Origin of the sequence: Pantoea rwandensis (assembly GCF_002095475.1) — a bacterium.
GTDB classification, from domain to species: domain Bacteria; phylum Pseudomonadota; class Gammaproteobacteria; order Enterobacterales; family Enterobacteriaceae; genus Pantoea; species Pantoea rwandensis.
On the sequence record NZ_MLFR01000037.1, the window covers coordinates 22,755 to 48,498 of the forward strand.

The 25,744-nt window shown below is 51.7% G+C and carries 22 protein-coding genes and 2 pseudogenes; 10 read left to right on the forward strand and 14 right to left on the reverse strand.

Features of this window, described 5'->3' with window-relative positions; genetic code table 11:
• The first annotated feature begins 33 nt into the window (after nucleotides 1–33).
• A complete protein-coding gene (gene puuE / locus HA51_RS23810; RefSeq protein ID WP_084937636.1) occupies nucleotides 34–1,314 on the forward strand; it encodes a 4-aminobutyrate transaminase in 1,281 nt (426 codons plus the stop codon).
• A gap of 704 nt (nucleotides 1,315–2,018) precedes the next feature.
• Here the strand turns inward: puuE and HA51_RS23820 are convergent.
• From HA51_RS23820 to HA51_RS23830, 3 genes are read right to left on the reverse strand one after another with little or no spacing between them, the layout of a single operon-like run.
• On the reverse strand, nucleotides 2,019–2,774 hold the full coding sequence (locus tag HA51_RS23820; protein ID WP_084937638.1) for an ABC transporter ATP-binding protein: 756 nt from the start codon (nucleotides 2,772–2,774) through the stop codon (nucleotides 2,019–2,021).
• Nucleotides 2,771–3,799, reverse strand: a complete 1,029-nt coding sequence (locus HA51_RS23825; protein ID WP_084937640.1) for a FecCD family ABC transporter permease — start codon at nucleotides 3,797–3,799, stop codon at nucleotides 2,771–2,773. The genes HA51_RS23820 and HA51_RS23825 overlap by 4 nt, the downstream gene beginning before the upstream one ends.
• A gap of 1 nt (nucleotide 3,800) precedes the next feature.
• Nucleotides 3,801–4,673 carry an ABC transporter substrate-binding protein gene (locus tag HA51_RS23830; protein ID WP_483874367.1) on the reverse strand — a complete coding sequence of 291 codons (873 nt, stop codon included), beginning with the start codon at nucleotides 4,671–4,673 and terminating at the stop codon, nucleotides 3,801–3,803.
• A gap of 334 nt (nucleotides 4,674–5,007) precedes the next feature.
• Here HA51_RS23830 and HA51_RS23835 point away from each other — a divergent pair, with 334 nt between their 5' ends.
• The gene (locus tag HA51_RS23835; RefSeq protein WP_084937644.1) at nucleotides 5,008–6,741 is read left to right on the forward strand and encodes an ATP-binding cassette domain-containing protein; all 1,734 of its coding nucleotides are present in this window, start codon (nucleotides 5,008–5,010) and stop codon (nucleotides 6,739–6,741) included.
• 61 nt (nucleotides 6,742–6,802) lie between these two features.
• Here the strand turns inward: HA51_RS23835 and HA51_RS23840 are convergent, their stop codons facing one another.
• The 4 genes from HA51_RS23840 to HA51_RS23855 all read right to left on the reverse strand — a co-directional run bounded on the left by HA51_RS23840 (nucleotide 6,803) and on the right by HA51_RS23855 (nucleotide 10,382).
• Entirely contained in the window at nucleotides 6,803–7,693 is an 891-nt protein-coding gene (locus HA51_RS23840) for an oxidoreductase (protein WP_084937685.1), read from the reverse strand.
• 73 nt (nucleotides 7,694–7,766) lie between these two features.
• Nucleotides 7,767–8,594: a DMT family transporter gene (locus HA51_RS23845; RefSeq protein WP_084937646.1), complete on the reverse strand. Its 828-nt coding sequence runs from the start codon at nucleotides 8,592–8,594 to the stop codon at nucleotides 7,767–7,769.
• Nucleotides 8,595–8,668: 74 nt separating this feature from the next.
• The gene (gcvA, locus tag HA51_RS23850; RefSeq protein WP_084937648.1) at nucleotides 8,669–9,574 is read right to left on the reverse strand and encodes a transcriptional regulator GcvA; all 906 of its coding nucleotides are present in this window, start codon (nucleotides 9,572–9,574) and stop codon (nucleotides 8,669–8,671) included.
• A 58-nt stretch (nucleotides 9,575–9,632) separates the two neighbouring features.
• On the reverse strand, nucleotides 9,633–10,382 hold the full coding sequence (locus HA51_RS23855) for a DeoR/GlpR family DNA-binding transcription regulator (protein WP_084937688.1): 750 nt from the start codon (nucleotides 10,380–10,382) through the stop codon (nucleotides 9,633–9,635).
• Between the two features lie 81 nt (nucleotides 10,383–10,463).
• Between HA51_RS23855 and HA51_RS23860 the strand changes: the two genes are divergently transcribed.
• The 4 genes from HA51_RS23860 to HA51_RS23875 all read left to right on the forward strand — a co-directional run bounded on the left by HA51_RS23860 (nucleotide 10,464) and on the right by HA51_RS23875 (nucleotide 13,595).
• The gene (locus tag HA51_RS23860; RefSeq protein WP_084937650.1) at nucleotides 10,464–11,054 is read left to right on the forward strand and encodes an NUDIX domain-containing protein; all 591 of its coding nucleotides are present in this window, start codon (nucleotides 10,464–10,466) and stop codon (nucleotides 11,052–11,054) included.
• The gene (locus HA51_RS23865) at nucleotides 11,051–11,410 is read left to right on the forward strand and encodes an NUDIX hydrolase (RefSeq protein WP_084937652.1); all 360 of its coding nucleotides are present in this window, start codon (nucleotides 11,051–11,053) and stop codon (nucleotides 11,408–11,410) included. The genes HA51_RS23860 and HA51_RS23865 overlap by 4 nt, the downstream gene beginning before the upstream one ends.
• Nucleotides 11,411–11,607: 197 nt before the next feature.
• Nucleotides 11,608–12,513: a LysR family transcriptional regulator gene (locus tag HA51_RS23870; RefSeq protein ID WP_084937654.1), complete on the forward strand. Its 906-nt coding sequence runs from the start codon at nucleotides 11,608–11,610 to the stop codon at nucleotides 12,511–12,513.
• Nucleotides 12,514–12,728: 215 nt separating this feature from the next.
• Nucleotides 12,729–13,595, forward strand: coding sequence for a DMT family transporter (locus tag HA51_RS23875; protein ID WP_084937656.1), 867 nt, complete (start codon nucleotides 12,729–12,731; stop codon nucleotides 13,593–13,595).
• 46 nt (nucleotides 13,596–13,641) lie between these two features.
• Here HA51_RS23875 and HA51_RS23880 read toward each other — a convergent pair.
• From HA51_RS23880 to HA51_RS23895, 4 genes and pseudogenes are all read right to left on the reverse strand, one after another.
• A pseudogene (locus tag HA51_RS23880) lies at nucleotides 13,642–14,534 on the reverse strand (SDR family oxidoreductase).
• Between the two features lie 228 nt (nucleotides 14,535–14,762).
• Complete coding sequence (locus HA51_RS23885; protein WP_084937659.1) at nucleotides 14,763–14,933, reverse strand: con-10 family general stress protein; 171 nt, start codon at nucleotides 14,931–14,933, stop codon at nucleotides 14,763–14,765.
• Between the two features lie 229 nt (nucleotides 14,934–15,162).
• Nucleotides 15,163–16,263, reverse strand: a complete 1,101-nt coding sequence (locus tag HA51_RS23890) for an ABC transporter substrate-binding protein (protein WP_084937662.1) — start codon at nucleotides 16,261–16,263, stop codon at nucleotides 15,163–15,165.
• 49 nt (nucleotides 16,264–16,312) lie between these two features.
• Nucleotides 16,313–18,442 (reverse strand): TonB-dependent siderophore receptor, encoded by a 2,130-nt coding sequence (locus tag HA51_RS23895; protein WP_084937665.1) that lies wholly within the window; start codon nucleotides 18,440–18,442, stop codon nucleotides 16,313–16,315.
• A gap of 421 nt (nucleotides 18,443–18,863) precedes the next feature.
• Between HA51_RS23895 and HA51_RS23900 the strand changes: the two are divergent.
• Nucleotides 18,864–19,750 (forward strand): annotated as a pseudogene (locus tag HA51_RS23900) (MurR/RpiR family transcriptional regulator).
• Here the strand turns inward: HA51_RS23900 and HA51_RS23905 are convergent.
• Nucleotides 19,751–20,656: a DMT family transporter gene (locus tag HA51_RS23905; protein WP_084937668.1), complete on the reverse strand. Its 906-nt coding sequence runs from the start codon at nucleotides 20,654–20,656 to the stop codon at nucleotides 19,751–19,753.
• Nucleotides 20,657–20,785: 129 nt separating this feature from the next.
• On the opposite strand from HA51_RS23905, the gene HA51_RS23910 reads away from it, so the two are divergent.
• From HA51_RS23910 to HA51_RS23920, 3 genes are all read left to right on the forward strand, one after another.
• Nucleotides 20,786–21,343 (forward strand): GNAT family N-acetyltransferase, encoded by a 558-nt coding sequence (locus HA51_RS23910; protein WP_084937670.1) that lies wholly within the window; start codon nucleotides 20,786–20,788, stop codon nucleotides 21,341–21,343.
• On the forward strand, nucleotides 21,315–21,758 hold the full coding sequence (locus tag HA51_RS23915; protein WP_084937673.1) for a GNAT family N-acetyltransferase: 444 nt from the start codon (nucleotides 21,315–21,317) through the stop codon (nucleotides 21,756–21,758). The genes HA51_RS23910 and HA51_RS23915 overlap by 29 nt, the downstream gene beginning before the upstream one ends.
• Nucleotides 21,759–22,049: 291 nt before the next feature.
• The gene (locus HA51_RS23920) at nucleotides 22,050–22,964 is read left to right on the forward strand and encodes an alpha/beta fold hydrolase (protein ID WP_084937675.1); all 915 of its coding nucleotides are present in this window, start codon (nucleotides 22,050–22,052) and stop codon (nucleotides 22,962–22,964) included.
• Here HA51_RS23920 and HA51_RS23925 read toward each other — a convergent pair.
• Both HA51_RS23925 and iolE read right to left on the reverse strand, forming a co-directional pair.
• Nucleotides 22,961–24,142 (reverse strand): Gfo/Idh/MocA family protein, encoded by a 1,182-nt coding sequence (locus tag HA51_RS23925; RefSeq protein WP_084937678.1) that lies wholly within the window; start codon nucleotides 24,140–24,142, stop codon nucleotides 22,961–22,963. The two genes, HA51_RS23920 and HA51_RS23925, sit on opposite strands and share 4 nt — an antisense overlap.
• Before the next feature lie 10 nt (nucleotides 24,143–24,152).
• Entirely contained in the window at nucleotides 24,153–25,076 is a 924-nt protein-coding gene (gene iolE / locus HA51_RS23930; RefSeq protein ID WP_084937680.1) for a myo-inosose-2 dehydratase, read from the reverse strand.
• Between the last annotated feature and the right edge of the window lie 668 nt (nucleotides 25,077–25,744).

Consider the following 25,744-nt stretch of genomic DNA (forward strand, 5'->3'; position numbering starts at 1 on the left):
GGCACCCTATCGTTTGAAGAGAAGGTTTGAACCATGAAGAACGCTGATTTTAATCAACGCCGTAAAAATGCGACGCCGCGTGGCGTGGGCGTAATGTGTGATTTCTATGCCCAGCAGGCTGACAACGCCACTATTACCGATGTTGAGGGTGCTGAATACATCGATTTTGCAGCGGGTATTGCAGTACTGAATACGGGACATCGCCACCCTAAAGTGGTGCAAGCGATAGAAAAACAGCTGACGCACTTTACCCATACGGCCTATCAGATTGTGCCCTACGAGAGTTATGTTGGCCTGGCGGAAAAAATCAATGAATTGACCCCAATTGAAGGTGAGACCAAAACAGCATTCTTCTCTACGGGTGCAGAAGCCGTGGAGAACGCGATTAAAATTGCTCGTTGTCATACCGGACGTCCGGGCGTGATTGCTTTCGGTGGCGGTTTCCATGGGCGGACTTATATGACCATGGCGCTAACCGGTAAAGTGAAGCCTTATAAAGTCGGCTTTGGTCCATTCCCAGGTTCGGTGTTCCATGCCGTTTATCCTTCAGAGGCACGTGGCATCAGCGTGCAGGACAGCATCCGCTCATTAGAGTCGCTGTTCCAATGCGATATCGAACCGCAGCAGGTTGCCGCGATTATTTTTGAGCCGGTGCAGGGTGAGGGCGGTTTCAATGTGGCACCCGCCGAATTCGTTGCCGCGCTGCGTGCGCTTTGCGATCAACACGGCATCGTACTGATTGCGGATGAAGTGCAGAGTGGTTTTGCGCGCACCGGTAAGCTGTTTGCCATGCAGCATTACGCTCATCAGGCTGATTTGATGACCATGGCAAAGAGCCTGGCAGGTGGCATGCCGCTTTCAGCGGTCGCGGGTAAAGCCGCGATCATGGACAGCCCGTTGCCGGGAGGCTTGGGCGGAACCTATGCTGGTAACCCTTTGTCTATTGCGGCGGCCCATGCAGTCATTGATGCCATCAATGAAGAAAAGCTGTGTGAACGTGCGGTACAACTCGGCGATAAACTGCGTGCGGTGCTGGGAAATGCGGTAGAAACCTGCGCGTCATTGAGCGACATTCGCGGTGTAGGGTCGATGATTGCAGCCGAATTCAGTGATCCCGCCACCGGTGCACCTTCTGCGGCAGCGGCTCAAGCCGTGCAGAAACAGGCACTGGCAGAAGGCTTACTGTTGTTGACGTGCGGACCTCATGGCAATGTGATTCGATTCCTCTATCCACTGACCATTCCTGATGCGCAGTTTGATGCAGCACTGGCAATAGTAAAAAATGCCCTCTTAACGGTAAAGGCTGTTAGTTAAGTTCTTGTGCGTATAAGGCTGCTATTTTCTTACAATGGCGGCCTTATTTTTTTGTGCGTGTGTTTGTGCGGGCCACAGCACCTCTGCTGCTGCCGGGCCGTCCTCGCGCCGCTTCGCGGTGCCCTCGGCTGCAACGTCGTGCCGGTCGGAACGTTCGGGTACGGCCATCCATGGCCTACCCGAACTGCCTGTCGCATCCCTGCGCCTGGCTCCTGGCACGACGTCTCCGCCTCAGCGCTGCGAATAGCCCTTGCAGCATCAGAGGCGCTGTGGCCTCAGACAATGTGCCCTTTGTGGCAGTAAAAGCGCTAAAGTCTTCACCATCGAGCCCTTTCCAACAGCGTAAACAGATGTTAGCGAGCAGGCTGGGGCCGCTCTGGGGATGGCATTTCGCAGCGCTGAACGGAATGAGGAAGCCAGGAGAGCCAGCATGGATGCTGGCGAAAGGTGCAGCCGGGACAGGGAAAGTCCCGTCTGCACCGGTCCGTCAGGCTGACGAGTGAAGTGAAGGTACCGCGTCAGCGGCGCGAGGACAGCCAGCCCCAGAGCGGCACCAGACTGCGTTATCCCCCTATGCTTAACTGACATGTATTTGCTATTCACGGTCGCTTAACGTTATGAGTAAACCAATTCTTGTTTAGATTAGCGAAGGAATCGGTTTGGTTTCACCGTTGTAAGGGCATCACATCACTCCTCCTCGGCATTCAAACATATTGAATGTTCAATACGCCGACTTCGGAAGTATTGATATGCGCCTTCACCCGCCATGTCGCGCTAATACGCTCTGGTGTCAACACGTCGGCAGGTGTTCCTGCCGCCACAACCTGCCCCTCGCTGAGTACCACCAGATGCTGGCAGTATTTTGCCGCCAGGTTAAGGTCATGCAGAGCGATGACGATGGTAATCGGAAGCGATGAAACCAGGCGCATTAATTCCAGCTGAAACTGAATGTCCAGATGATTCACCGGCTCATCCAGCAGTAACACATCCGGTCTTTGCGCTAGCGCGCGTGCAATTTGGCAGCGCTGCCGTTCGCCGCCAGACAACTGATGCCAACAGCGATCGACCAGCTTTTCGAGCTGCATCAGTGCCACGGCTTCCTGAACTGCCGCATTATCCTCTGCCGTCCAGAAAGTGAATGCGCGGCGATGCGGCGTGCGGCCCAAGCGAACAATATCTATCACGGTTAATTCATCATCGGCCTCAGCGTGTTGAGGAACAAAAGCCAGCTTGCGTGCTAATTGAAGACGCGAAAGGTGGCTAAGCTTTTCTTTACCGATGTGGATATGCGCCTCAGCACCAGGGATCAGCCCAGCAAGCGCACGAAGCAGTGTGGATTTGCCGGAACCGTTAGGCCCAAGTAAACCCACGGTTTTAGACTGTGGTGCGTGTAACGTGATCGCCGTAAGGATACGACGAGCTTGCAGTTGCACACTGAGGTCATGGACTGAAATCGTCACCGTTGAGGGACTCCTCTTTGGTAAAGAATGAAGGCGAAAGCGGGCGCACCGATCAACGCCGTCACCACGCCAACAGGCAAAACCTGATGTGCGATCAGCGTTCTGGAAATCAGGTCAGCGATGATCATGAAATGGCAGCCAGCCAGAAATGCGATGGGAAGGGTGACAAGATGGCGATGACCGGCAAGCATGCGGGTCACATGAGGGATCACTAAGCCAACAAAACCCACTGCACCAATGGAACTGACAATCACTGCGGTTATCAACGCGGTGATCAACAGCAACACGATACGCACTGCCGTCACCTGTGTACCCAGTGTTGCTGAAACTTCACTACCAAAGGAGAAGGTGTCTAGCGTGCGTGCATAACGCATGATCACTAACAGGCCAGCAAGAATGACCACGGAGCACAGTATGGCATCAGCCCAACGCACACCGCTTAAGCTTCCCAACAACCAAAACATCACGCCACGGGATTGCTCAGCGTTCGCCGCCGTGCTGACAATGTAAGAGGTGAGCGCATTAAACAGTTGTGTACCGGCAATGCCGGCCAGAATAATGCGCCCTGTGTTGCCGCCCATCCCGCGTGAAAGGAGCAGGATGAAGGCAAAAGCCAAGCAGGCTCCTGTAAAGGCACCCCCGCCCACGCTGACCACGCTACTGCCAACGCCCAATAACATCACGACAACCGCACCTGTGGATGCACCGGCGGAAATCCCCAGCAGATAAGGCTCCGCCAGTGGATTTCTGAGTAAAGATTGCAACACCAGCCCACATATTGCCAATCCACCGCCACTGCATGCCGCCATCAAAGCCCGGCTCATGCGGTATTGCCACACGATGCCCGCTTCAACAGGTGGCAAATCGTAGTGAGTAATGCCTAACCCATTGGTGATAGCGCGTGTGGTATCGGTCAATGAGATGGGCATATCACCGATGGAAGCCGAAAAAACCATCATGACAGGCAGGCTCAGCAGCCCTGCCATAAAAATAAGCGCGACTCTTATAAAGTTTGCCGTTCTCATCTTATTTAAACGCGGCGATCTGTTGGCTAATCAATTCGACGGCATCCACATTTCGCAGGGAAGGATTCAGAGACATGGCAGGAACCACGACAATATGACCTTGCTTGACCGCTGTCATTTCACGGGTCACGGGATCGCTGGCCAGAAAAGCTTGCTTAACGGCGACGTCATCAGCCGGGTATAACCTTCGGTCCATACTGGCGATCACGATAATGTCAGGCTGGGATTGCGCGATATGCTCCCAGCTCACGGCAGGCCACTCTTCTGATGAATCCGAGATATTTTTCAGCCCTAGCGTCTTGCTGATCCAGCCCGGTGCGCCCAGATTACCGGCAATCCATGGGTCGCCCTTCAGGCGCGTACTGGAAAACCAGTAAACCACTTTGAGAGGATGAGCGCCTTGCAGCGCGGCGCGTTTCTGCGCCTCTTCAACACGCGCAGATAGGGTCTTCTTGAGTTCATCACCGCGAGTGGGAACATCAAAGATAGCGGCGAGCTCAGTAATCTCATCAAAGATAACGTTGATTGAGTAAGGCGTGACTCGCGCACCGTCGCCGTTTGAGGTGGCGGTCACTGCTTTCCCTTCGCAATCTGCGGGTGAAATCCAGGTGTTGATGCCGAGTTGCTCAAACTGCTTGCGCGTAGCGACTTCGCCTTGTGGACCCACATGCCAACTGTATTGGGCCAACACCAAATTCGGTCGTTGTGCCGCCACGGCTTCAAACCCTGGAGAATTGTCGGCGAGACGTGTGAGTCCTTTTCCTGCTGCTGCTAAATCAGACGGCAAAGCGCCGAACCAGACAGAGGTTCCAACAATTTTGCTGCCCAGCCCCAGTGCAAGCAGAAGTTCTGTTTCATGTTGACCAATCGTCACCTCCCGGGAAGGGGGCTGGTTGAAGGTTTCTGAATTACCGCAATTTTTGACAGTGAGAGGAAAGTTCGCTGCCAGAGTAGGTGCGCTTGTTAATGCGAGAGTTAGTGATAAAAAAAACTTTGAGAGAGAGTGCATGATCAACCGAAAATGTGATGTTATAACGTAACATTGTGTGGATTTCAGAAGTGAGTTGTCAACCCCATTTTCTAAGTGGAGTCCTTGAGAGCAAACCGAGTGAAAAAGAGAATGTCGATCACTTCCTGCAAATAAATCTCATTATCATCTATCATGGTGAGGGCTTCATTCAAATCAACGGCAATCAGGGAGGCAGTCAGTGATTTTGGCAATCCGCTATGTGTTTCTATCCTGTCCGATACGTATTTCCGCACTCATCGCTATCATTGTTCTACAAGGTTTAATTCCGGCACTGAATATTTTCATGACGGGAGAAATCATCAATGGCCTTCAAACATCGGCCACCAGTAATAACAATTTGATGGTCACCATTGGTTTATGGTGTCTTTCTTTGCTGGGTATTCAATTAATGCAGCCTTTGGTCAACCTTCTTCAAGGGGATGTCACGGAGATCGCTACCAGCCATTTTAGTGGTCGTATTATGCAAAGAATGAATAGCTCATTTTCACTCAGCCTGTTTGATAACAAGGAGCGCTATGAACAGTTGGAATTCCTGAAAAAAGAAGCGGCTTACCGGCCATTGAATTTTATTATTTGTTTGATCTACACCTTCAGGGCGTTAGTGATGGCAGCGGGGTTGCTGGTGGTGCTGGTCAAATATTCGGGAATAGGTTCAGCCCTATGCGCGTTGTCGGTCATTCCGTTAATTCTGGTTAATCTGCGTATTGAGCGGAAATACTGGGAGAATCTGCTAAAGAATTCGAAAGATTCTATTGTCATGCGCTACGTTTACGGCCTGAGTATGGACAAAAGCTATCTGCAGGAAATTCGGCTCTACGGACTGGGAAAATATCTGCTGGAGAAATTTACGCGAGCAGCGAAAAGCATGCATGAGCGTATGCACAAGCAGCGCATTCGTGCACTTTTGATGCCGATTCCAGCCAGCATTCTGAGTTTGTTAATGCTGTTCGCCGGTGTGTACTTGTTTCTCAATACGTTGCGAGACAGTCATCTGGCAGTGAGTGCTCTGGTTATGGTATTCCAGTCGATTGTGATGATGAAATCGCACCTGGACGAGATCGCGACCTACGGGGTCAATATTAAAAGCACCAGCGCCTTTTTCGATAGTTACCATTCTTTTATCACCGATGAGATTGAACCGGTGGTGAACGGAGAGGTGGCGCTACCGCATCATCATCCCTTTTCAATCCATATAGCAGGCTTGCACTTTCAATATCCGGGTCGTAACAGCCCCGCACTGAATGGCGTAGATCTCAGCCTTCAGGCTGGCGAGAAGGTGGCCATTTTGGGGGATAATGGCAGTGGGAAAACCACGTTAATAAAACTTTTATTACGCATGTATGCGGCTCAACATGGATCGATATCTGTATCAGGGGTTGCGCTTGAAAATCTGGATATTGAACATTATCGTCAACAGATTGCCACCGTGTTCCAGGAATATGGGAAATATGAGTTCTCGGTGGGGGAAAACATTGCCTTAAGCAACTACGAGACAGAAACGCATGCTGAACGTCTTGAAGCGTTAATTAAACAAGTTAAATTCCCGTATGCCTTGAACACCGGTTTGGGTAAACAGTTCGGTGGGGATGAACTCTCAATCGGGCAATGGCAAAAATTGGCGATTGCGCGCGCTCTATTTAGAAATGCCAATCTGTTTATATTTGATGAGTTTTCTTCATCACTTGATCCTGAAACCGAACACCAATTATTCATGGATATACTGGCACTTAACACCACGGTGGTCGCCGTCACTCATCGGCTAGGTAACATTAAAGCCTTTGATCGCATCGTGGTGATGTCGGAAGGAAAGGTGATTGAGAACGGCGATTTTACTTCGCTGATGAACAAGCGCGGGAAATTCTATGATATTTGGCATGCGCAGTTCCAATCTGTCATGAGTGAAGCGGTGTAACTACGGCTGTATGCAGCCAAGGAGGAGTGACTCTATGAGTCACTCCTGAGTGAAGAAACCGTCAGCCCGGCCCCTCACTGCCAGCCGCCAGTAGCGGCACCACCACATCACTGATCGGTGTCGCGATACCGTGCGCCTTACCGCGCCGCTGGACCACGCCGTTGCGGATATCCCATTCCAGGGTTCGGTTCGCCTGGCGATCGGCAAGAATGGAGGTGCCTAAATCCGTTGGTGCGCGATGGAAGCCATCAATGATTTCTTGTGGCACGTTATCACTCAATTTTGCGCCTTCTGCGCGTGCTACGGTCAGGCATTCGTGCAGATAAGCCAGCCCTAATACGGTGATATCCTGGCGCTGAAACATGCCTGCGCGACGATTGGATAACACCATCAAGCCCGCTACTGCGTTTTGCAACAGTTTGCGCCAGGCGATGGAGAGGAAGTCCGCTTCCAGTTCGACTGCGCAGCGTGAATGCTGCAACGCCTGAACAATTTTCTGAGCGGGGGTAACTTCGGGCAAGGTCAGTCGCGGTTTGGCACGCAGCCACACAGAAGCATCGGGTTCGCGCTGAGCCGGGAACCACACCACGGAAGGCAGTACCGTTGCGCCATTGACCAGCGGTGACAGCTGCTCAACTTGCTCCACACCATTTTGCAGGGCGCAGACCACTGTATTTTCATCGCATAAATTAGCCAGCCAAGGGGCAGTTTCAGCAACTTGCGTGGTTTTTACCGCCACAAATACCAGCGCAAAAGGTTTCGTGATCTCTGCAGGATTGCTCAACACCGGACCCGGTACCACAATTTCCCCGCTCTCATGGCGCAACAGTAATTGGCTGTGGGCCGTGCGCCCACAGAGCAGTGGCGTGCGATTCACTTCATGCAGGGCGGCGGCAACGGTTGTGCCGATCGCGCCTGGCCCGATAAGGGCAATACTTTGAAACTCAGACATCGTCATCTTTCCCCTGTTTATCCTGTGCTGCCACCGAGGCCAGCGTGCATCTCACTATACAATCATGGGTTTATTACCCGATGATGAGCGTGCCAATCGCGATCACTGAACAGGCGGATATTTTGCGCACCGTCAGTGTTTCTCCAAGAAACAGATACCCGATCAAGGCGGCGAACAGTACGCTGGTTTCGCGGAGTGCTGACACCGCGCCCAGTGGTGCGCCAGACATGGCGTAAATGATGATGGCATAAGCCAGCAATGACACCACTCCCCCTAGCACTGCCATCCCCATACCCGGGCGTGGCTGCCATAGGCTGCGTGCGTCGCGCAGTAGGATATAGACTGCCGGCATCATCACTCCCCACAAGGCGCTCATCCACGCCGTATAGGCAAGCGGAGACCCTGCGAGTCGAACCCCCATCCCATCTACCACACTATAGGCAGCAATAAATCCGCCGGTGGCCAGTGCATACGGCAGGCCTGGCGTGACGATTTTTCGCCCCCGCAGTGCCAGAAAAAGAATGCCGCCTGAGACCAACACCACACCAAGCAGGGTATGTGCGGTGATCTTTTCATCGGCAAACAGCGCTGCGGCAAGGGTAATTAACAGTGGCGATGACCCGCGAGCAACGGGATAGATTTGCCCTAAATCGCCTGTCTGATAACTGCGCACCAAACACAGGTTATAGCCCACATGCAGTACCGCAGACAAAATCGCAAACGGCCAGCTTGCGCGATTGGGCGGTGAAATAAAGAGTGCGCCCGCGGCACTGACCGCAGCAATGGCGATACACATGATGCTCATTGACCATAACCGGTCATGACCACCACGTAGCAGCGCATTCCAACTGGCATGCAGCAAGGCGGCAAACAGGGTGAGGAAAATCAGTGAATTTGGCATGCGCTGATGCTAAGCAGCGCATGGCCAAAGTTAAAGCGAAGTCTCAACATGCAAGCATGAGTAAAAGCTCATACTTAGAGATAATTTTGCTGCGCCTGACGTGATTCTTCTAACAACCAGTCACGGAAATGAAGAATGTGTGTCTGCGTTTCAGCGCCTTTTGGACAGACAAAGTAGTAAGCCGCAGGCGAGGGAAAAGAGAGGTTAAATAAGCGCACTAAACTTCCGTCGTTAATCTCTTTTTCAACGTGTCCGCTGCGTGCCAGCGCAATACCCTGGCCTAGCAGTGCGGCTTCAATTGTCATGTTGGTATCAGCAAAGCGCACGCTCTCCTGCAACGCGCTCATACTGATGCCAGCCTGCTTGAACCAGATTTCCCACTTAGGCACTAAATCAGCTCCATCACGGGTTAATAAGGGATAGCGCAGCAGTTCCGCAGGTTCGACGGGTGTGCCCAGCCGCTGCAGTAATGCCGGGCTGGCCACAGGAAACAGTTGTTCGCGAAACATAAATGCGGAGTGTAATGCCGGTTGGTTGCCATAGCCGAAACGAATCGCTACTTCAGGATCGTTGTCAGAGAAGTTGATCGCGTCGTCGGTGCTCTCGATCGTCACCTTTATTTCCGGATGTTGTTCGGCCAAACTCGGCAGGCGTGGAAGTAGCCATTTCAGCGCGAAGGAGTAAGTGGTGCTGACACGCAATCGCACACGGCCGACCTGTTCACGTTGATCGGCCAGCGTGGCTTCTAGCTTATGGAAAAATTCGCGCACAATCGGTGCAAGTGCAGCACCTGCAGGGGTCAAGGTCAGCGTTTTACCGCGTTGAAAAAGCTGAAGTCCCCAAATTTCCTCCAAATTTTTTAGCTGATGGCTCACGGCACTTTGCGTGATATGCAACTCTTCGGAGGCGGCAGTAAAGGTTGCATGACGTGTGGCGACTTCAAAGGCCCGCAGGGTAGCGGTAGGCGGTAAATCTCTCATCATTGGCTCCAGCACTATGAGTGAATGCTCATAGCACGGTAGCCTAAAGTGGTGCGATTTACAGCAGGGTAATCTGCTTTTGTTGCAACAACTGCTGCATGGCGCTGTCAGGTTCACCATCCACAATCAGCGTACTGGCAAGGGATAAATCGCCAATGGCAAAGGCCGATGCCGAATTAAGCTTCTCCCTGGACACCATCACCACTGTCTCCGCCGCACGGGCTGCCAGCGCACGCTTCACACCGGCCTCTTCATAGTTGCCCGTAGTTAACCCTGCGGTTTTGTGCACGCCCGTGACGCCCATAAAAAACAGATCGGCATTGATGCGCGCAATCGCTTCGAGCACCGCCGAGCCTATCGCCACCACGGAGTGACGATAAAGCTGGCCACCAATCATGATCACCTCAACCAACGGAAAATCGACCAGCGCCACGGCGATATTTGGGCTGTGCGTGACCACAGTAAAGGCCAATGTTTTTGGTAACAACTGCACCATCTCTGCCGTGGTGGTCCCGCCATCAATGATCACCACCTGACCTGGCTGAATTAGCTGTACCGCTTTTTGCGCGATCAGGCGTTTAGAGCTGATTTGCACGTTTTTGCGTGTTTCAAAAGGCGCAATAGCGGCAGAAACCGGCAGCGCACCTCCGTGCACGCGCTGCAGCAATCCCTCGCTAGCCAACTCACGAAGATCGCGCCGGATAGAGTCCTCAGAGACCTCAAATCGCTGGCTTAACTCACTGGACATCACCTGTTTTTCTTCGGCAAGGATCGCCAAAATCTGTTGTTTACGCTGGCTGGAAAGCATCATTTTCTCGTTCGTGTTTTTGCTTGTATTTGCACGATTATGCATGATAACGTCTGCTTTGTCATCAGGTGGAGGTTAAACATGCAGCAAAAAGTCCGTCATATTCGTGAGCAGTTGTTATCTGATAACTGGTACACGCTCAAAAAATACACCTTCGAATTACAGCGTTCCGACGGCAGTTGGCAAGAACAAAGCCGCGAAGCGTATGACCGAGGGAATGGCGCGGTGATCCTACTTTATCATCGTCGTAAACAAACGGTGGTGCTGACGCGCCAGTTTCGTTTTCCCATTTTTATCAATGGGCACGATGGCTTTTTGATTGAGGCCGCTGCGGGTTTGCTGGATAACGCCTCGCCGGAGGCGCGCATCATTGCCGAAGCGCAGGAAGAGACCGGTTACACCGTTCGCAACGTTGAGAAAGTGATGGAAGCCTACATGAGTCCAGGCTCGGTGACGGAAAAACTCTTTTTCTTTATTGCGGAGTATAGCGATGACGACCGACAGCATGCCGGTGGTGGTCTCGAAGAAGAGGGTGAAGATATTGAAGTGCTGGAATGGCCCCTTCATCAAGCACTGGCGGCGATCCGCAGCGGTGAGATTGTGGATGCCAAAACCATCATGCTGCTACAACACCTGGCGCTAAACATGCAATTTGAGGAGAAGAAGTCATGATGATTCTGATTGCGGGTCCGGTACGCAGTGGTACCCAGGGCGATCAGGCTCTGATCGAACGCAACATGCAGCGGCTCGATAAGATGGCCTTACAGGTATACCAAAAAGGGCACATTCCCGTGATTGGGGAATGGCTGGCGTTACCGCTGGCCAGTGCGGCAGGCTCACAGCAGATTGGCGATGAAATCAGTGAAGCCTTCTTGTATCCGGTTGCGCATCGGCTTATCCAACGCTGTGATGCCATCTTACGCATGCCGGGCGCTTCGACGGGAGCAGACAAGGATGTGCAAGTCGGCCAGGCTTTGGGGCTGAGTATCTACCATCACATTGATGAGATCCCGGCGGTCCAGGCATAAACAAAGAATTGATATACGTTGCCCTGTCTGTCATTCCCTGATTTTAAAAGGGGGCGTCGATAACAGAGCGGTTTCGGTCAGCTGCTGCTTCCACGTATTGCAACAACCGCTCACCCAAGCATCAAAAACGCGCTAACTGTTATTGCAGAAGAATGGTGTAAAATCGACACAACTTTTTCTGTGTATGGATAATCGAAATGGATCAGTTGATGGCAATTCGGGCATTCGCTCGCGTCGTGGAGGCGGGAAATTTCACTCGAGCGGCTGATTCGCTGGATATGCCGAATGCGACCTTAAGCAAGTTAGTGCAAGAGCTGGAAGCCCATCTCGGCGTTCGTTTGCTACAGCGCACGACGCGGCGAGTCACGGTGACGCCAGAAGGGCGCGATTACTATGAAAAGGCGTTGCGCATCGTGCGTGATTTGGAAGACATAGACAGTGCGTTTAATACAGAAAGCGGCACGCCACGGGGTTATTTACGCGTTGATATCGGCGGGTCTACGGCACGCGATGTGTTGATTCCGATGCTGCCGGATTTCGTTGCGCGTTTTCCTGAGATTCGCATTGATCTAGGGGTGTCAGACCGCGCGGTGGATTTAATCGGTGATAACGTTGATTGTGTGATTCGTGGTGGCCCGCTGAGTGACTCTTCCTTGGTGGCGCGTCATCTTGGCGATGCAGAAATGATCACCTGCGCATCGCCTGGCTATCTGAAAACCTATGGCGTGCCAGCTTACCCAGAGGAACTGAAAAACGGCCATCGCATGGTGAGCTATTTATCCTCACAAACGGGACGCGCGTTTCCGTTTCGCTATACGCTAAAGGGCGAAAGGCGCGAAATTAAAATCGAACATCGTATTGGCATCAATGAGAGTAATGCCCACCTCGTAGCGGCTGTGGCGGGATTGGGCATCATCCAGACGTTTCGCTATGCAGCGGCAGCCGACCTCAAGTCTGGCGCATTGGTGGAAATTCTTAGCGACTGGCGACCGGTACGCTATCCATTCCATGTGGTTTATCCACAGAATCGCCACCTGACGCAGCGTTTACGGCTGTTTATTGAGTGGCTGCGTGAGGTCTTTCCGACCCGGCTGAACGGGTGACAATGGCAACCCGTTCTGTTAACTTTTTGTTTCTCAAACTTCTATTCTTCAATACAGGCCAGCGTCAATGACACTTTCAATCGCACCTCTTTCGTCATACGGACATGGCCTGTATGCAATCTGCTGCCCACCGCCACCTCCGGCAATCGTTGTGGTTCGTTAAGAACCGAAAATCGTCACGCTATACCTTACAACGTTTGTTTCAGGAGCATTTTATGTCTTCTCGTTCTTCCTTGGCGTCGCAAGCTGCGACGTCCGGCTTCGTATTGCTTTGGGGCAGTGCCGCCATTTTCTCCCGTCTGGGGCTCGATAATGCGTCACCCCTCGCGCTGTTGATTGTGCGGTTTGGCGTTGCACTGAGTGCCCTGTTGTTAGTTGGCATCTTTCGCCGCCGGTGGCTGCCGGATACCGGAACACGCAAAACGGTGTTATTGACCGGACTTATTCTGATTGGCGCTTATTCGGTGTGCTATTTCCAGGCGATGGCTGAAGGCGTCACACCAGGATTGATTGCCACAATTATGGGCATTCAGCCTATTCTCACGCTCTGTGTTGTCGAACGGCGCATGCAGGGCATGCGGCTGGTGGGCTTGTTGATTGCATTGGCAGGATTGGTGCTGTTGGTGTGGCGCAGTCTGGCGGCTTCGCAGCTTCCTTTGAGTGGTATCGTGTTCGCGCTGGCAGCCCTGCTGTGCATGACGTTTGGCGCCATCATGCAGAAAAAAGTCACGCAACATCCGGCGCAGGTTCTGCCTTTGCAGTACGCCGTTAGCTTGGTGTTATGCGTATTGTTACTGCCACTGAAGCCATTCCATATCGACTTTACGCTTCACTTTTGGGTTTCAGCGCTGTTTCTTGGCGTGATGATCTCGGTAGTAGCGCAGTTACTGCTTTATCGGCTGTTGAGTGCAGGCAGCATTGTTAATGTCACCAGCCTGTTTTACCTGGTGCCAGTGATCACTGCAGTATTGGACTATCTGTTGTTAGGACATGAATTGCCGTGGTCAGGGCTGATAGGGATGGTGGCGATTTTACTGGGCATTATGCTGGTGTTTCGCGCGCCCCGTGTGAAAGCTATCTAAGGTGATAAGGGAGCGACATCAAGGTCGCTCCCTTGCTTTTCATCCATTAGACGGTGCCGGTACCGCCATCCGAACACCACACCTGTCCTGAAGTAAAGCTGTTGGTGGATTCGGCGAAGGTGACATACAGCGGTGCAATTTCAGCCGGTTGTCCCGGACGCCCAGCGGCGCTGTGGCACCAAACTGTTCAATTTTTTGCTGTGGCTGGCCACCGCAAACCTGCAACGGCGTCCAGTACGGCCCAGGAGCCACGGCATTAACACGAATCTGCTTCTCCGCCAGCTGCTTAGCCAATGCTTTGGTAAAAGCGGCAATTGAGGCTTTGGTTTGCGCATAATCCAGCAGAATAGCGCTGGGATCATAAGCCTGGACCGAAGTGGTATTGATAATCGATGAACCTGCTGGCAAATAGGGTATGGCCGCTTTGGTTATCCAGAACATGGCATACACATTGGTCTTAAAGGTGGCGTCAAAATCTTCGGTGGAAAGCGTAAGAATGGATTCGTTAAATTGCTGGCGGCCTGCGTTATTGACCAACAAATCTAAACCCTCTAATTTTCCAGCAGCTTCTTTCACCAATTGTTGGCAAAAAGATTCAGAACGAATATCACCGGGGATAGCGACAGCTTTTCGGCCTTCCGCTTCGATTAATTTAATGACCTCAACAGCGTCCTGTTCTTCATCAGGAAGATAATTAATCGCGACATCAGCACCTTCACGTGCAAATGCAATCGCAACTGCACGACCAATGCCGGAATCTCCTCCAGTAATTAATGCTTTGCGACCAATAAGACGACCCGTACCGCGATAGCTGGTTTCACCATGATCAGGACGCGGTTCCATTTCACTGGCGAGTCCTGGAATAGGTTGGTGCTGTTTTTTAAACGGCGGTTTAGGATATTCTTGGCTTGCCAATTTAATGTGGTTTGATGACGACATACATATCTCCATATAACGCGTTGCGAATCAGTAAAGCCTGGCAAAGATGTGATGTTTGTCACTTTTAAACTGGATAAATAGGAAATTAATTTAAGCGAGGCGTAATGCTCAGGATGAACGTGGTAGGGGAGGAGTCAAGCTAAAACAAGGCATAGGTGGTTATAAAATAAGAATAAGTGCAACACAGTTAAAAGGTTTTACTGTTGCACTTATTCTCTTCAAAAGGCGTTAAGAGCCTTTATTGCTGCTTTTGCCGCCTTTCTTGCCGGCTTCAGACGCTTTTTCGCGGTCGTTTTTGAAATTACCACCACCGCTATTCTGACCACCTTTTTTACCGGCTTCTGATGCTTTTTGTTTATCATCAGCAAAATTACCTGAACCGCCTCTATGCTCGGCCATAATATGTCCTAATCATGAGTTTTAAAAAATGTAACGACGCTGAAAAATCATCGTTATTCATGTGGTGCAGGAATAATTCTAGTTGTGCAAAAAATATTCACAAGCGCAGCGCTGATTGCTTCATAAATAACCTGTGGTGAATTTAATTCGAAAGTTATGAGTGGCTTATGCAGCGTTCACTTAGCGATAAAATAACCGGAGCGTCATTTACGCTCCGGTTTAAGATAAATTATTTAGCGGGCATTTGGGCAAAATAGGTTCCGCTGTAGGGAATCGGCAGAAAATCGTGGAAGATCTGTTTCAACGTTTTTTCGGGCTCAATGTCTGTAAACAACTGCGGATAAAGAGTTTTTGCCATAAATTCGGTTGCGGCAATATGCCAAGGGCTGAGATAAAAATTCATCCAAATCACCGCGGAGTGTCCATTATGCAGTGCGGTGAGTTCACGCAATCCATTTTGCTGCGCGGTCAACTGCTTAAAGCTACTTTGCACCGCGTTTAGCGCCACTTCTGGCCCCAGCTTGAGTAACCCTTGGGCATCGTTATTGCCAAAACCCGTAGCAAAATAGAAATCCGGCTGGGCTGCAATGACTTGCTCTTCACTCAAACGCCCGAACACCCCATGCTGAGTTTGACGGGCGATGTTGTCGCCACCCGCCGCATTCAGCAATTCACCCAGGCTACCATTGACTGCGGTGACACAGCATTCATTACGTCGGCCTAAGTGCAGTTGCAGCAGTACCGAGGGCTTTTTGCCGTGATAGGTGTTGAGACGTTCACGAATCACCTGCATGTGCGCATCATAGAAACGATTGAACGCCTGTGCCCGTGCCTGCTGATCCAATACTTCACCAAAGATCTCCACGCTACGACGGGTATTTTTCAGGAGATGGACGCGTAGATCGATCTTCACAACCGGGATATGAGCGGCTTTTAACATGCTGACTAACCGCAAATCTGCATCGTCGTAGCGCGCCAGGCTGGGCAAGATAACCACATCGGGTTTGAGTGCCAAGATTTGCTCAGGGTTAATGGCGTTCGGGCCACCAGGTCCGAGTGAGGGGATCTTCAGCATCTGCGGGAATTGGCGTGCGAAGCTATTCCACGTTTGGCTGTCGTACTTTTTGAGATCCTGTGGCCACGCCACAATGTGCTGAAACGGATCGCCCGGCTCGAGCAGGGCGAGGGTATACAGCATTCGGCTCTCGCCTAATACAATGCGTTGAGGATGATCGGGTATCTCTACCTGATTGCCGTCTATATCAGTAACGGTTTTTGCCAATGCCGCGCTGCTTAACACCAGTAAAAAGCAGGCCAAGACAAACAGCATCGGACCGAGTAGAGAAGGGGCGCGACGCGCGCCTGCTTTAACAACAGAATCAGAACTCAACGCTGGCCTCGAGCATCAGATTACGGGTTTCGCCTTCACGCACGCGCAGATTGCCGCCGCTGGAAGTGTAATAGTGTTTGTTGAACAGATTGTTCATGTTCAGTTTCAATTGGGTTTTCTCGCCAAACAGCTGATTGTTCCAGGCAATAAAACTGTCTGCCACTACGTAGTCTGGCAGGGTAAAGCTGTTCTCTGGATCGCCGGCGCGAGTACCGATATAGCGAGCACCGCCACCGACGCGGAAGTCACCTGGGACCCCACGAATAGAGAGATTATGGCTCAGATAGAGTGCCCCAGAGTGGCGTGGCGCGTTTTGCAGGCGGTTGCCATTGTTCGCAGAATTCACGCCATCGTCGACGATCTCCGCTTTATCGTAACTGTAGTTGGCGCTCAGGTCCCATCCTGGTAACACCTCGCCATTCAATTCAAATTCTGCACCGCTGGAGCGTGCTTTATTGATCGCGCGTGTCGTGCCGTTAATGCTCAGTGACATGTCACGCTCATCAATACGATACAGGGCTACGCTAGCAAACAGTTTTGGTGAGATCTGCCATTTGCTACCGACTTCCCACGTGGTGCCCTGTTCCGGTTTGCCGACATTGCCATCATCGTCGACATCGGTAGAAGGCGTGAAGGATTTGCTAAAACTGGTGTACAGCGACACATCAGGCGTTAATTTGTAGATCAAACCGGCCTGAGGTAAAAACTTATCCCCTTCGCTGTTGAGCGTTTCCACAACAGGATCGAAGCCTTTGGAAGCACGCTGTTCGTAATGCTGATAACGCCCGCCTAACACGGCAATCCAATCTTCCGTCAGTGAAATACTGTCTTTGGCATACACTGAGCGGCTATGAATACGGTTGAGATTGTTGGCGTTAGCGGTATTTTCCGTGGTGCTGTTGGTGACAGGTGACAAAATATCGTATTGCGGAGCGGTAAAGTTAAATCCGGTATTGGATTTTCCTTGAAATTGATGCGCACGGTAAGTCTGGTTCATCTCGTAGTCAGTGCCCAACACGATGTTGTGAGTCATGCCAAGCAGCTGTTGTGATCCCAGAAGATCCCATGAAACATATTTGGTTTTGTGGTTGAAGCCGCGGTTGGCGTCGGCCCGGCGAGTCACTACGCCCGTCGTCGGATTGACGGCGGTGACGCGCACTTCATTGTTGTCGTACTGGCGTTGATTCCAACCAAAAGTGACGCGGGTGCTCCAGTCATCATTGAATTGCCAGTCGTAATGCGCATTGAAGGTCTTGTTGTGACCCCAAGCGTGATTGGCTTTATCATCGAGGCGGTCTTTATAACCGATATCCAGCGGCTTACCATTGATAAACGCGGTTCCGCGATCGTAAGGAATATCATACTGATAATCTTCGTAGCTGATCAGGAAGCTGGCTTTTTCACCATACCATTGCAGCGAAGGCGCAATCAGCGTGTGTTTATCGCTGCCGAAGTTGCGCCAGTAATCTTGGTTCTGCTTTTCGGCAATTAAGCGAAAGGCAAAGCCGTTGCCTAAAGGGCCAGTGACATCGACCGTTCCCGCACCGCCACCTTCACTTGATGAACGCCCGCTCACTTTGGTGTGCCAGTCATACTGTGGCTTTTTGCTTACCACATTAATGACGCCACCCGGATTTTGGATGCCATAGAGTAAAGATGCTGAACCCTTCAGCACTTCAACGCGTTCAGTGGTCGCGTCAAAATTTAACCCCTGACTGCTGCGCACGCCGTCACGATAAACTGAGCCATCGGAATTGCTGCCAAACCCACGGCGTACAAAGCCATCCTCCGTGCCCGCCAGCGTATTTCCTTCACTCACGCCACTGACAAATCGCATCGCATCGGCAAGGCTTGAGGCCTGATAATCTTCAAGTTGCTGTTGTGTCACGACGCTGATGGATTGTGCTTCATTGAGGCGCGGCGTCGGGGTTTTGCTAGCAACAGAGCTGCTGGTGGCATTATACCCTTGCGTACTGTTTTCCTGCGCGGAGACGGTCAACGTGCTACCGCTCTCTGCCGCCATGCTGCTGGCTGCACTCAATACGGTAACGCCGTAAATCGCGGCAATAATCGCCGGATGACGTTGTGTTTTAAAAGTGAACGGCTTGTTGTTATTCATTTAAATTAAACCTGGTGTTGGTGCGGGATTAATTTTCGTCCATGAAACGAAGTAATAAGTTAAATTTTTTCAAACATTAAGGCGTTATTTAGCTCTGCGATATTTGCGCAACATATCGCGTAAAATCGACTCCCTTAACGTTATTGAGAATCATTCAAACATGAAAAAATGTAGTAGTAAATCGAAATAATAGCGTGGATACTACAGCAAGATTTGCGTTAATGTTAAGGTTTGATATTCTGTTTAATTCTTATAATTTAAATTAAAAATCAGTTACTTGAATTAATCTCTCTATGGGATTCGTTCGCAAGTGTCGTGATGGTCTTAAACCGGACTTGGCCGTTTTTATGCCAAAAATTCACTACATGGTGACTTGATAATGGTCACCAAGGGCAGTCATCAGACAACAGCAGGAAAGCAGATGGCGGTAAATAAAATTAAAAATCGGGTTGATGTATTAGGTGAGCGTTACCGTGCGCGTGCGCCATCATTATCATCCAGCCTTCAGTCGGTCGCGCGATATATCCACGATAATCGTGAGGCAATATTAGATGCAACCGCAATGGAAATAGCCGATGCGACGCAGACCTCGGACGCCACCGTCGTGCGAACAGTACAGGCATTGGGATTTGCCGGACTACGTGATTTGAAAACGACGTTGGTGCGTGGTTTGGACCGGCGATGAACTCTGAAGAGAAGATGAGCGCAACGGTGAGCGAACTCTCTTGCGATATTAATTCCGGTATTGATTTTGTGCTGGGCGGCCATAAACGCGCCTGTGATGCACTTTCAGAACCGCATAACCGTCAGGCGGTAGCGAGAGCCGTAGCCATGTTAATTGAGGCACGCCAGGTAGCGCTTTTTGGCATCAATGCATCAGGCATACTGGCCGACTACAGCGCTCGGTTATTCACACGCATTGGTATTCCAGCAGTGACACTCAATCGTTCTGGGATTGCATTGGCTGAACAGCTCATCACCTTGCAGCGTGGGGATGTGTTAATCATGATGGCGCAGAAATCAGCCCATCGTGAAGGCCTGACGACCCTAAAAGAAGCCAAACGCCTTGGTATGCCTGTGATTTTGTTAACCAATGCGCTTGATTCTGCGTTCGCTAAAGAGGCGGATGTGATCATCAATGTGCCGCGCGGCGGTGAAAATGGTCGTATGCCGCTTCATGGCACGGTACTGGTCTGTCTGGAGATGTTGATTCTTTCTGTGGCGTCTGCCACTTCATCGCGGACGGTTAAGACCATGAAGCGTATCCAGGATCTTAACCGTTCACTTAAACCCGCCAGTAAAAAGTGATTAGGAGCGGACTTTACGCCAGTTTTCCAGGCCATTGCTGTTCACCAGCCAGATGGAGAACACAATCAATACGGATGCGCTAATGAAGCCCTGATTGATCTGCTCACCGAGTACCAGCCATCCCCAAAAAATACCAAACGGAGGGATCAGAAAGGTCACGGTCAAGGTGCGCAGCGGGCCGATATCCGCCAGTAGGCGGAAGTAGATAATGTAGGCCAAGGCGGTACAGATAAAGCCGATCGCGAGAATGCAGCCCCAGACTTCCGGGATCTGCCAGTTCGCAGCAGGCGTTTGCGGGGCGGTAAAGGCGAAAAATGGCAGCAGGAAAAGCGAGGCACCGAGCTGGCTACCAAACGCGACTTTGGTGGCATCCAAACCACCGCGAGCGCCGATCCAGCGCTTTGCCAGGAACCCGGCAAAACCGTAGCAGGTGGTTGCCACCAGACAGGCGACAATCCCCAACACCAACGCTTGCGACAGCACGACTTCGCCCGTGGTGCTGATCAAAATAATGCCGATGAAACCCACTACCATTCCCAACACTTTGCTGAAGGTCAGCTTTTCATTAAAGAAGGCGGCGCCGATGATCACGCCCATCAACGGTGTGGTGGCGTTAAGGATGGCGGAGTAGCCGGCGGGTAGTACCCGTGCAGCAAGGCAATACATCAGAAAAGGTAATCCTGAATTGATGACTCCCAGCAGCATCGCCGAGCTCAGTTTGCCGTCAACTCGACGGGGGATTCGCATCACCGCCATCACCACTAACAGGCCGAAGGCACCGCACAAGACACGCAGAAACGCGGTATTGACTGCACCGAGAGCAGGAACGGCAATACGCATAAACAGAAAACTGGCACCCCAAATAGCCGCCAGCAGAAGAAGTCGCAACGAGTCCGTAGTTCGCATGATTAAATTCATGTACAAAAGAAGAGAGCTGACATCATAGCAAAGTTTCTTAACACTCATAGTGGGCACAGGGTGCTATGTTAAAAGCCTATTTTGAGAAATAGCCTGTGAAAACAGCAAGGAAGTGTTATGCACTGGGAATCAGAAAGACTGCTTTATCGGCATATTGAGCGTAAAGATTTAGCGGCACTATTTCGTATTTATGGTGACCCGACCACCCATCAATTTAATCCTCGCGGTCCTTACCCGGATATTGATCATGCACGGGAAGTGTTGCTGAGACGACTTAAAGATCGGGCCATTCATGGTTTCGATGACTGGGTCATTTTCGAGAAAACCGCACCTGAAACGGTTATCGGCTTTGGCGGCGTCTTTGTCAGCGAATTTAACGGACGTCGAACCAATAATCTTGGTTACCGTTTTGCTCCCGATGCATGGGGCAAAGGCTTCGCAACGGAACTGGCTATACGAGCGCTCCGTTTTGGCTTTGAAGAGTTATCACTCAGTGAAATTGTCGGCGTTGTCAGAGAAGACCATATTGCTTCGCGCCGCGTGCTAGAAAAAGCCGGATTAACGTTTTTGCAGCGAGTGTCCGATCCACAAGACCCGCCGGCCCATTTAATGTTTAACATCACCCGCCAACAATGGAGATCGAAGAATGGACTTCACCATCCGTCAGCTCAATGAAAACGATTATGTGCAATGGAAAGCCCTGTGGTTGGGTTATCTCGATTTTTATATCAGCGAAGTCACTGAAGAGGTGACGAATACCACTTTCCGCAGATTGTTGGCTGAAAATGAACCCATGTATTGCCTGGTGGCTGAAGAGCAGGGGGCTTTGACGGGTTTGGTGCATTTTCTTTGCCATCGCAGTACCTGGACTACGGGAGATTATTGCTACTTGCAGGATCTGTTTGTACGGCCCGAGGGGCGAAAGCATGGCACCGGCCGCGCGCTGATTGCTGCCGTCAACGCTGCTGCCATTGAGATGAACTGCTCCAAGGTTTACTGGATGACGCGTGAGAATAATTACCGTGCCCGCGCGCTGTACGACCAGGTGGCGACCAAGACAGACTTTATTCAGTATCGCAGCACGTTTTAAGCAAATTGCCTCGCGCTTAAACTGAAAAGCATCAGGAGGAATTCCTCATTGCAGGGATTCTTCCCACTTCCCATTGCATTCTCGTATTCCCGTCTTGTAGTATTTAGGAATTAGTCGTTTCCTAAATGGTTTGCATGCCACAAACACCCTCTTTGTCAGAGCTGGACCAGCAACTGAATGGGAGTGTTCGCATCGCAGAATGACTTAATGGCCGCCGCATTCAAACTACTGGATTAAATTTTTTTGCCTATTAGGGAAGCGATCGTTTCCTTAATATTACGGAGAACTAACTTGAACGTATCTGAATTGAAGCAGACCACGCGCTGGTCACAAGAAGTGACTGGCTTGAGTGGATTTTTCCATGGTTATGCCACGGTTGACGGGGTGAGACTGCATTATGTCAGTGGCGGTAATCAGCAAGGAGAAACGTTAGTGCTTTTGGCGGGGTTCCCGCAAAGCTGGTTTGCCTGGCGCCATGTCATGGCAAGGCTGGCCGAACACTATTTTATTGTCGCACCGGATCTGCCTGGCCAAGGGGACTCTGATAAACCTTACGCTGGATACGATACCCTTTCACTGGCCCGCCGGGTGCAAGGCTTACTGCAAGCGTTGCAGATTAGCCGGTATTATCTGGCTGCGCATGATGTGGGGTCATGGGTTGCCTGGCCCTTTACCACGTTGTATCACGAACAGGTGATTAAGTTGGCGCTGCTTGATGCCGGTATACCCGGAGTGACTTTGCCTGATGCGCTCTCCGCGACGCCGGATAAAGCCTGGAAAACTTGGCATTTTGCATTTCATCTGTTGCCAGATCTGCCAGAGGCTTTAATTGAAGGACGCGAGGAGATTTACCTTGAGTGGTTCCTGAAGCGCAAAGCGGCCAGTCCGATGGTGTTTGGTGATGAAGATATGGCGGAATATACCCGTTTACTACGACAGAACGGGGCACTCAGGGCTGGCATGGCAGCCTATCGGGAAGTGAGCCTCTCAGCCGCGCAGAATCGCGAATTGTTACGCGAAAAGGGCAAGTTATCGGTGCCATTGTTGGCCGTCAGTGCCGATCAGGGATCGATCCCGGATATGGCGATTCCACTGCGGGAGTTTGCAGCCGATGTTTCTGGCATAAAAATAGCGCACTGCGGTCACTTTATTCCTGATGAGCAACCACAGGCGCTGGCCGATGCGCTGCGTACGTTTTTTAGTTAAGCACGCAGGCTGGCGATCTCAACACGTTCACCACGCGCAGAGGATTGCACCATCGCCTCAATAATTTGCTGATTTTCCAAGCCAAAGCGGAAGTCCGGGAAGCATCCGGCTTCGCTGCTGAGGCCTTTGATCAGGTCATAGATTTCGATCACTTTAACGTCGAAATAGCCCAGGCCGCCGCCCGCGAAATCAAAGCCGAAGAAGCCGCCAAACTGTTCAACCTGAGAACCGGCATAGAGGGTTTTGAAACCGCGATCGTGCTTTGCATCGCCGTAACGTGCAATTTTCAGCTCATTAAAGCGTTCTCCGTCCATCATAATGGTGCCTTCCGTGCCCGATACTTCCCACGCAATGCCGAACACTTTACCCGCAGAGATACGGGATGATTCAATCACGCCGCCTGCACGGTTCTCAAACGTGACTAATGCCTGGAACTGATCGTCATTTTCGACTTTCAGCCGCGTCGCCTCTTTGTCAGCCTGTGCGCCATAGCCTGAGCCGCCGCCCGCTGCGGGACGCGTATCGATAAACAATTGCTCTTGCCCGACCACGCTTTTGATGGGGCCCATGAGATATTGCGCCACGCTGACCACGTGTGAACCGAGATCGCCGAGTGAACCGGACCCCGCTTGTTCGCGCGAACAACGCCAACTCCATGGCAGATCAGGATCGTTGAAGAAGCCCTGATCGAACCAGCCTCGGAAGCGGGTGAGTGTGCCGATATCTCCGCGTTCAATTAATTGTTTTGCCAACTGCGCTGCCGGTGTCTTGATGTTATTGAACGCCATAATGGTTTTGACACCCGCGCGCTCAGCTTCTTGGGTGAGGATTTGTGCTTCCTGCAACGAAACTGTCAGGGGTTTCTCACAGTACACGTGCTTACCCGCGCGGATGGCCGCCAGCGCCATATCGAAATGCATACTGTTTGGCGTGGTGATATCAACGATATCAATGTCAGGATGATTGACCAAGGATTGCCAGTCCGCCGTGCTGTGTTGAAAACCGTAGCGACGTGCGGCTTCTTCGGCAAGTGCTGGGGTGACATCTGCCAGCGTATGGAGTACGGGTTGCAGCGGCAAGTTGCGATAGAGCAAGCCTGCACGACGCCATGCATCAGCATGTGCTTGACCCATAAAGCCTGAACCGATCAGGCCAACATTGAGCGTTTTTCCAGCCATGTGATGCTCCTTAAGCGTTTGCAGATAAAATGCGTTGTGCAACATAACGTTGCGCGCGGGTGACGGTTTCAAGAGGTGGGGCTTTAACCGGGTCTTGTTCGGCTTCTACTACCATCCATCCTTGATAACCACTGCGAGCAATAAACTCCGCCAGTGGCCGAAAATCGATACCGCCATCACCGGGCACGGTGAACATGCCAGAGAGCACCGCTTCGTTGAAGGTCATGCCCGATGCGCGAACCTGCTGCAAGCGATCCAGTCGCACGTCTTTAAGATGAATGTGGCAGATACGATCGGCAAATTCTTCAATGAGTTGCGTGTAGGAGAAACCCGCCGCGGTGGCATGGCCGGTATCCAGCAGCAGACCCACAGAAGGGGAGCAGGCGCTGAGCAATGCGCGAATTTCCGGCAGCGTTTCTGCCACCATCATCAGGTGATGGTGATAAGCGAGGCGCAAACCGTATTGGTTGCAAAGCGCATCGGCGAAGGCTGACAAGCGCTCGGCATAGGCTTTAACCTGTGTGTCTGGCAACAGTCGCCGGGCATGAAGTGGGATGTCCAGTGCATTGTCCGCCATCCAACCGCATTCACCGTAGACCATTACCTTGGCACCGTTTTCCTGCAGCAACGAAGCGTGGTTATGCACGGCATCCATTTCTTGCTCCACGCTGCGCTCAGTAAGAAACCCATCGTGCCAACCAGAAATCAGTTGCAGTTGATGCTGCGCCAGTAACTGCTTCAATGCCCCCGGCTCACGAGGAAAAATACGGCTCAGTTCCACACCCTGAAAGCCTGCCTGCTTGGCCTCGCTTAAGCAATGGTCGGCGCTGGTACCCGCGCCGAGATAGTGCAGCACCTCGTTAACCCAGGAAAGTGGGCTGACACCGACGAGCGGGGAGGGATGTCCGGTACGGTAAAACGCATCTTTTATCATGTGCTTTGATCCTGTAGGGGGGATAGCGATGAAATTAGCGAATGCGTGCTGGAGCAGCGAGGAGATATTTGAGGTAAAACCTTCAAAATATAAAAGAGGGGATTAAGGCGTAATTCTTGTCAGTTGGCGTCCTAGTCGATTGCGGCGGCTATTTTGTTAAAATCGAGGGCTTTTTTATACGCGGGTGTGCATGTTGGTGCGGGCCGCAGCACCTCTGCTGCTGCCGGGCCGTCCTCACGCCGCTGCGCGGTGCCTTCGTCTGCAACGTCGTGCCGGACGGACCGTTCGGGTAAGGCCATCCAGGCCAACCCGAACTGCCAGTCGCATCCCTGCGACTGTCTCCTGGCACAACGTCTCCGCCTCAGCGCTGCGAATAGCCCGTTGCAGCAGCAGAGGTGCTGTGGCCTCAGACATCGTGCCCTTTGTGGCAGTAAATGCGCGAACGTCTTCATCACTATGCCCTTTCCAACAGCGTAAACGTAAGTTAGCAAGCAGGCTGGTGCCGCTCTGGGCTGGCATTTCGCAGCGCTGAACGGAATGAGGAAGCCAGGAGAGCCAGCATGGATGCTGGCGAAAGGTGCAGCCGGGACAGGGAAAGTCCCGTCTGTGCCGGTCCGTCAGGCTGACGAGTGAAGTGAAGGTACCGCGTCAGCGGCGCGAGGACAGCC

Bases quoted from the DNA above. Each gene is read 5' to 3' on its own strand.
- puuE (WP_084937636.1), top strand. From the start codon at position 34: ATGAAGAACGCTGATTTTAATCAACGCCGTAAAAATGCGACGCCGCGT.
- HA51_RS23825 (WP_084937640.1), bottom strand. From the start codon at position 3,799: ATGAGAACGGCAAACTTTATAAGAGTCGCGCTTATTTTTATGGCAGGG.
- HA51_RS23840 (WP_084937685.1), bottom strand. From the start codon at position 7,693: ATGTCTGAGTTTCAAAGTATTGCCCTTATCGGGCCAGGCGCGATCGGC.
- HA51_RS23845 (WP_084937646.1), bottom strand. From the start codon at position 8,594: ATGCCAAATTCACTGATTTTCCTCACCCTGTTTGCCGCCTTGCTGCAT.
- gcvA (WP_084937648.1), bottom strand. From the start codon at position 9,574: ATGAGAGATTTACCGCCTACCGCTACCCTGCGGGCCTTTGAAGTCGCC.
- HA51_RS23855 (WP_084937688.1), bottom strand. From the start codon at position 10,382: ATGCTTTCCAGCCAGCGTAAACAACAGATTTTGGCGATCCTTGCCGAA.
- HA51_RS23860 (WP_084937650.1), top strand. From the start codon at position 10,464: ATGCAGCAAAAAGTCCGTCATATTCGTGAGCAGTTGTTATCTGATAAC.
- HA51_RS23865 (WP_084937652.1), top strand. From the start codon at position 11,051: ATGATGATTCTGATTGCGGGTCCGGTACGCAGTGGTACCCAGGGCGAT.
- HA51_RS23870 (WP_084937654.1), top strand. From the start codon at position 11,608: ATGGATCAGTTGATGGCAATTCGGGCATTCGCTCGCGTCGTGGAGGCG.
- HA51_RS23875 (WP_084937656.1), top strand. From the start codon at position 12,729: ATGTCTTCTCGTTCTTCCTTGGCGTCGCAAGCTGCGACGTCCGGCTTC.
- HA51_RS23885 (WP_084937659.1), bottom strand. From the start codon at position 14,933: ATGGCCGAGCATAGAGGCGGTTCAGGTAATTTTGCTGATGATAAACAA.
- HA51_RS23890 (WP_084937662.1), bottom strand. From the start codon at position 16,263: ATGCTGTTTGTCTTGGCCTGCTTTTTACTGGTGTTAAGCAGCGCGGCA.
- HA51_RS23895 (WP_084937665.1), bottom strand. From the start codon at position 18,442: ATGAATAACAACAAGCCGTTCACTTTTAAAACACAACGTCATCCGGCG.
- HA51_RS23905 (WP_084937668.1), bottom strand. From the start codon at position 20,656: ATGCGAACTACGGACTCGTTGCGACTTCTTCTGCTGGCGGCTATTTGG.
- HA51_RS23910 (WP_084937670.1), top strand. From the start codon at position 20,786: ATGCACTGGGAATCAGAAAGACTGCTTTATCGGCATATTGAGCGTAAA.
- HA51_RS23915 (WP_084937673.1), top strand. From the start codon at position 21,315: ATGGACTTCACCATCCGTCAGCTCAATGAAAACGATTATGTGCAATGG.
- HA51_RS23925 (WP_084937678.1), bottom strand. From the start codon at position 24,142: ATGGCTGGAAAAACGCTCAATGTTGGCCTGATCGGTTCAGGCTTTATG.
- iolE (WP_084937680.1), bottom strand. From the start codon at position 25,076: ATGATAAAAGATGCGTTTTACCGTACCGGACATCCCTCCCCGCTCGTC.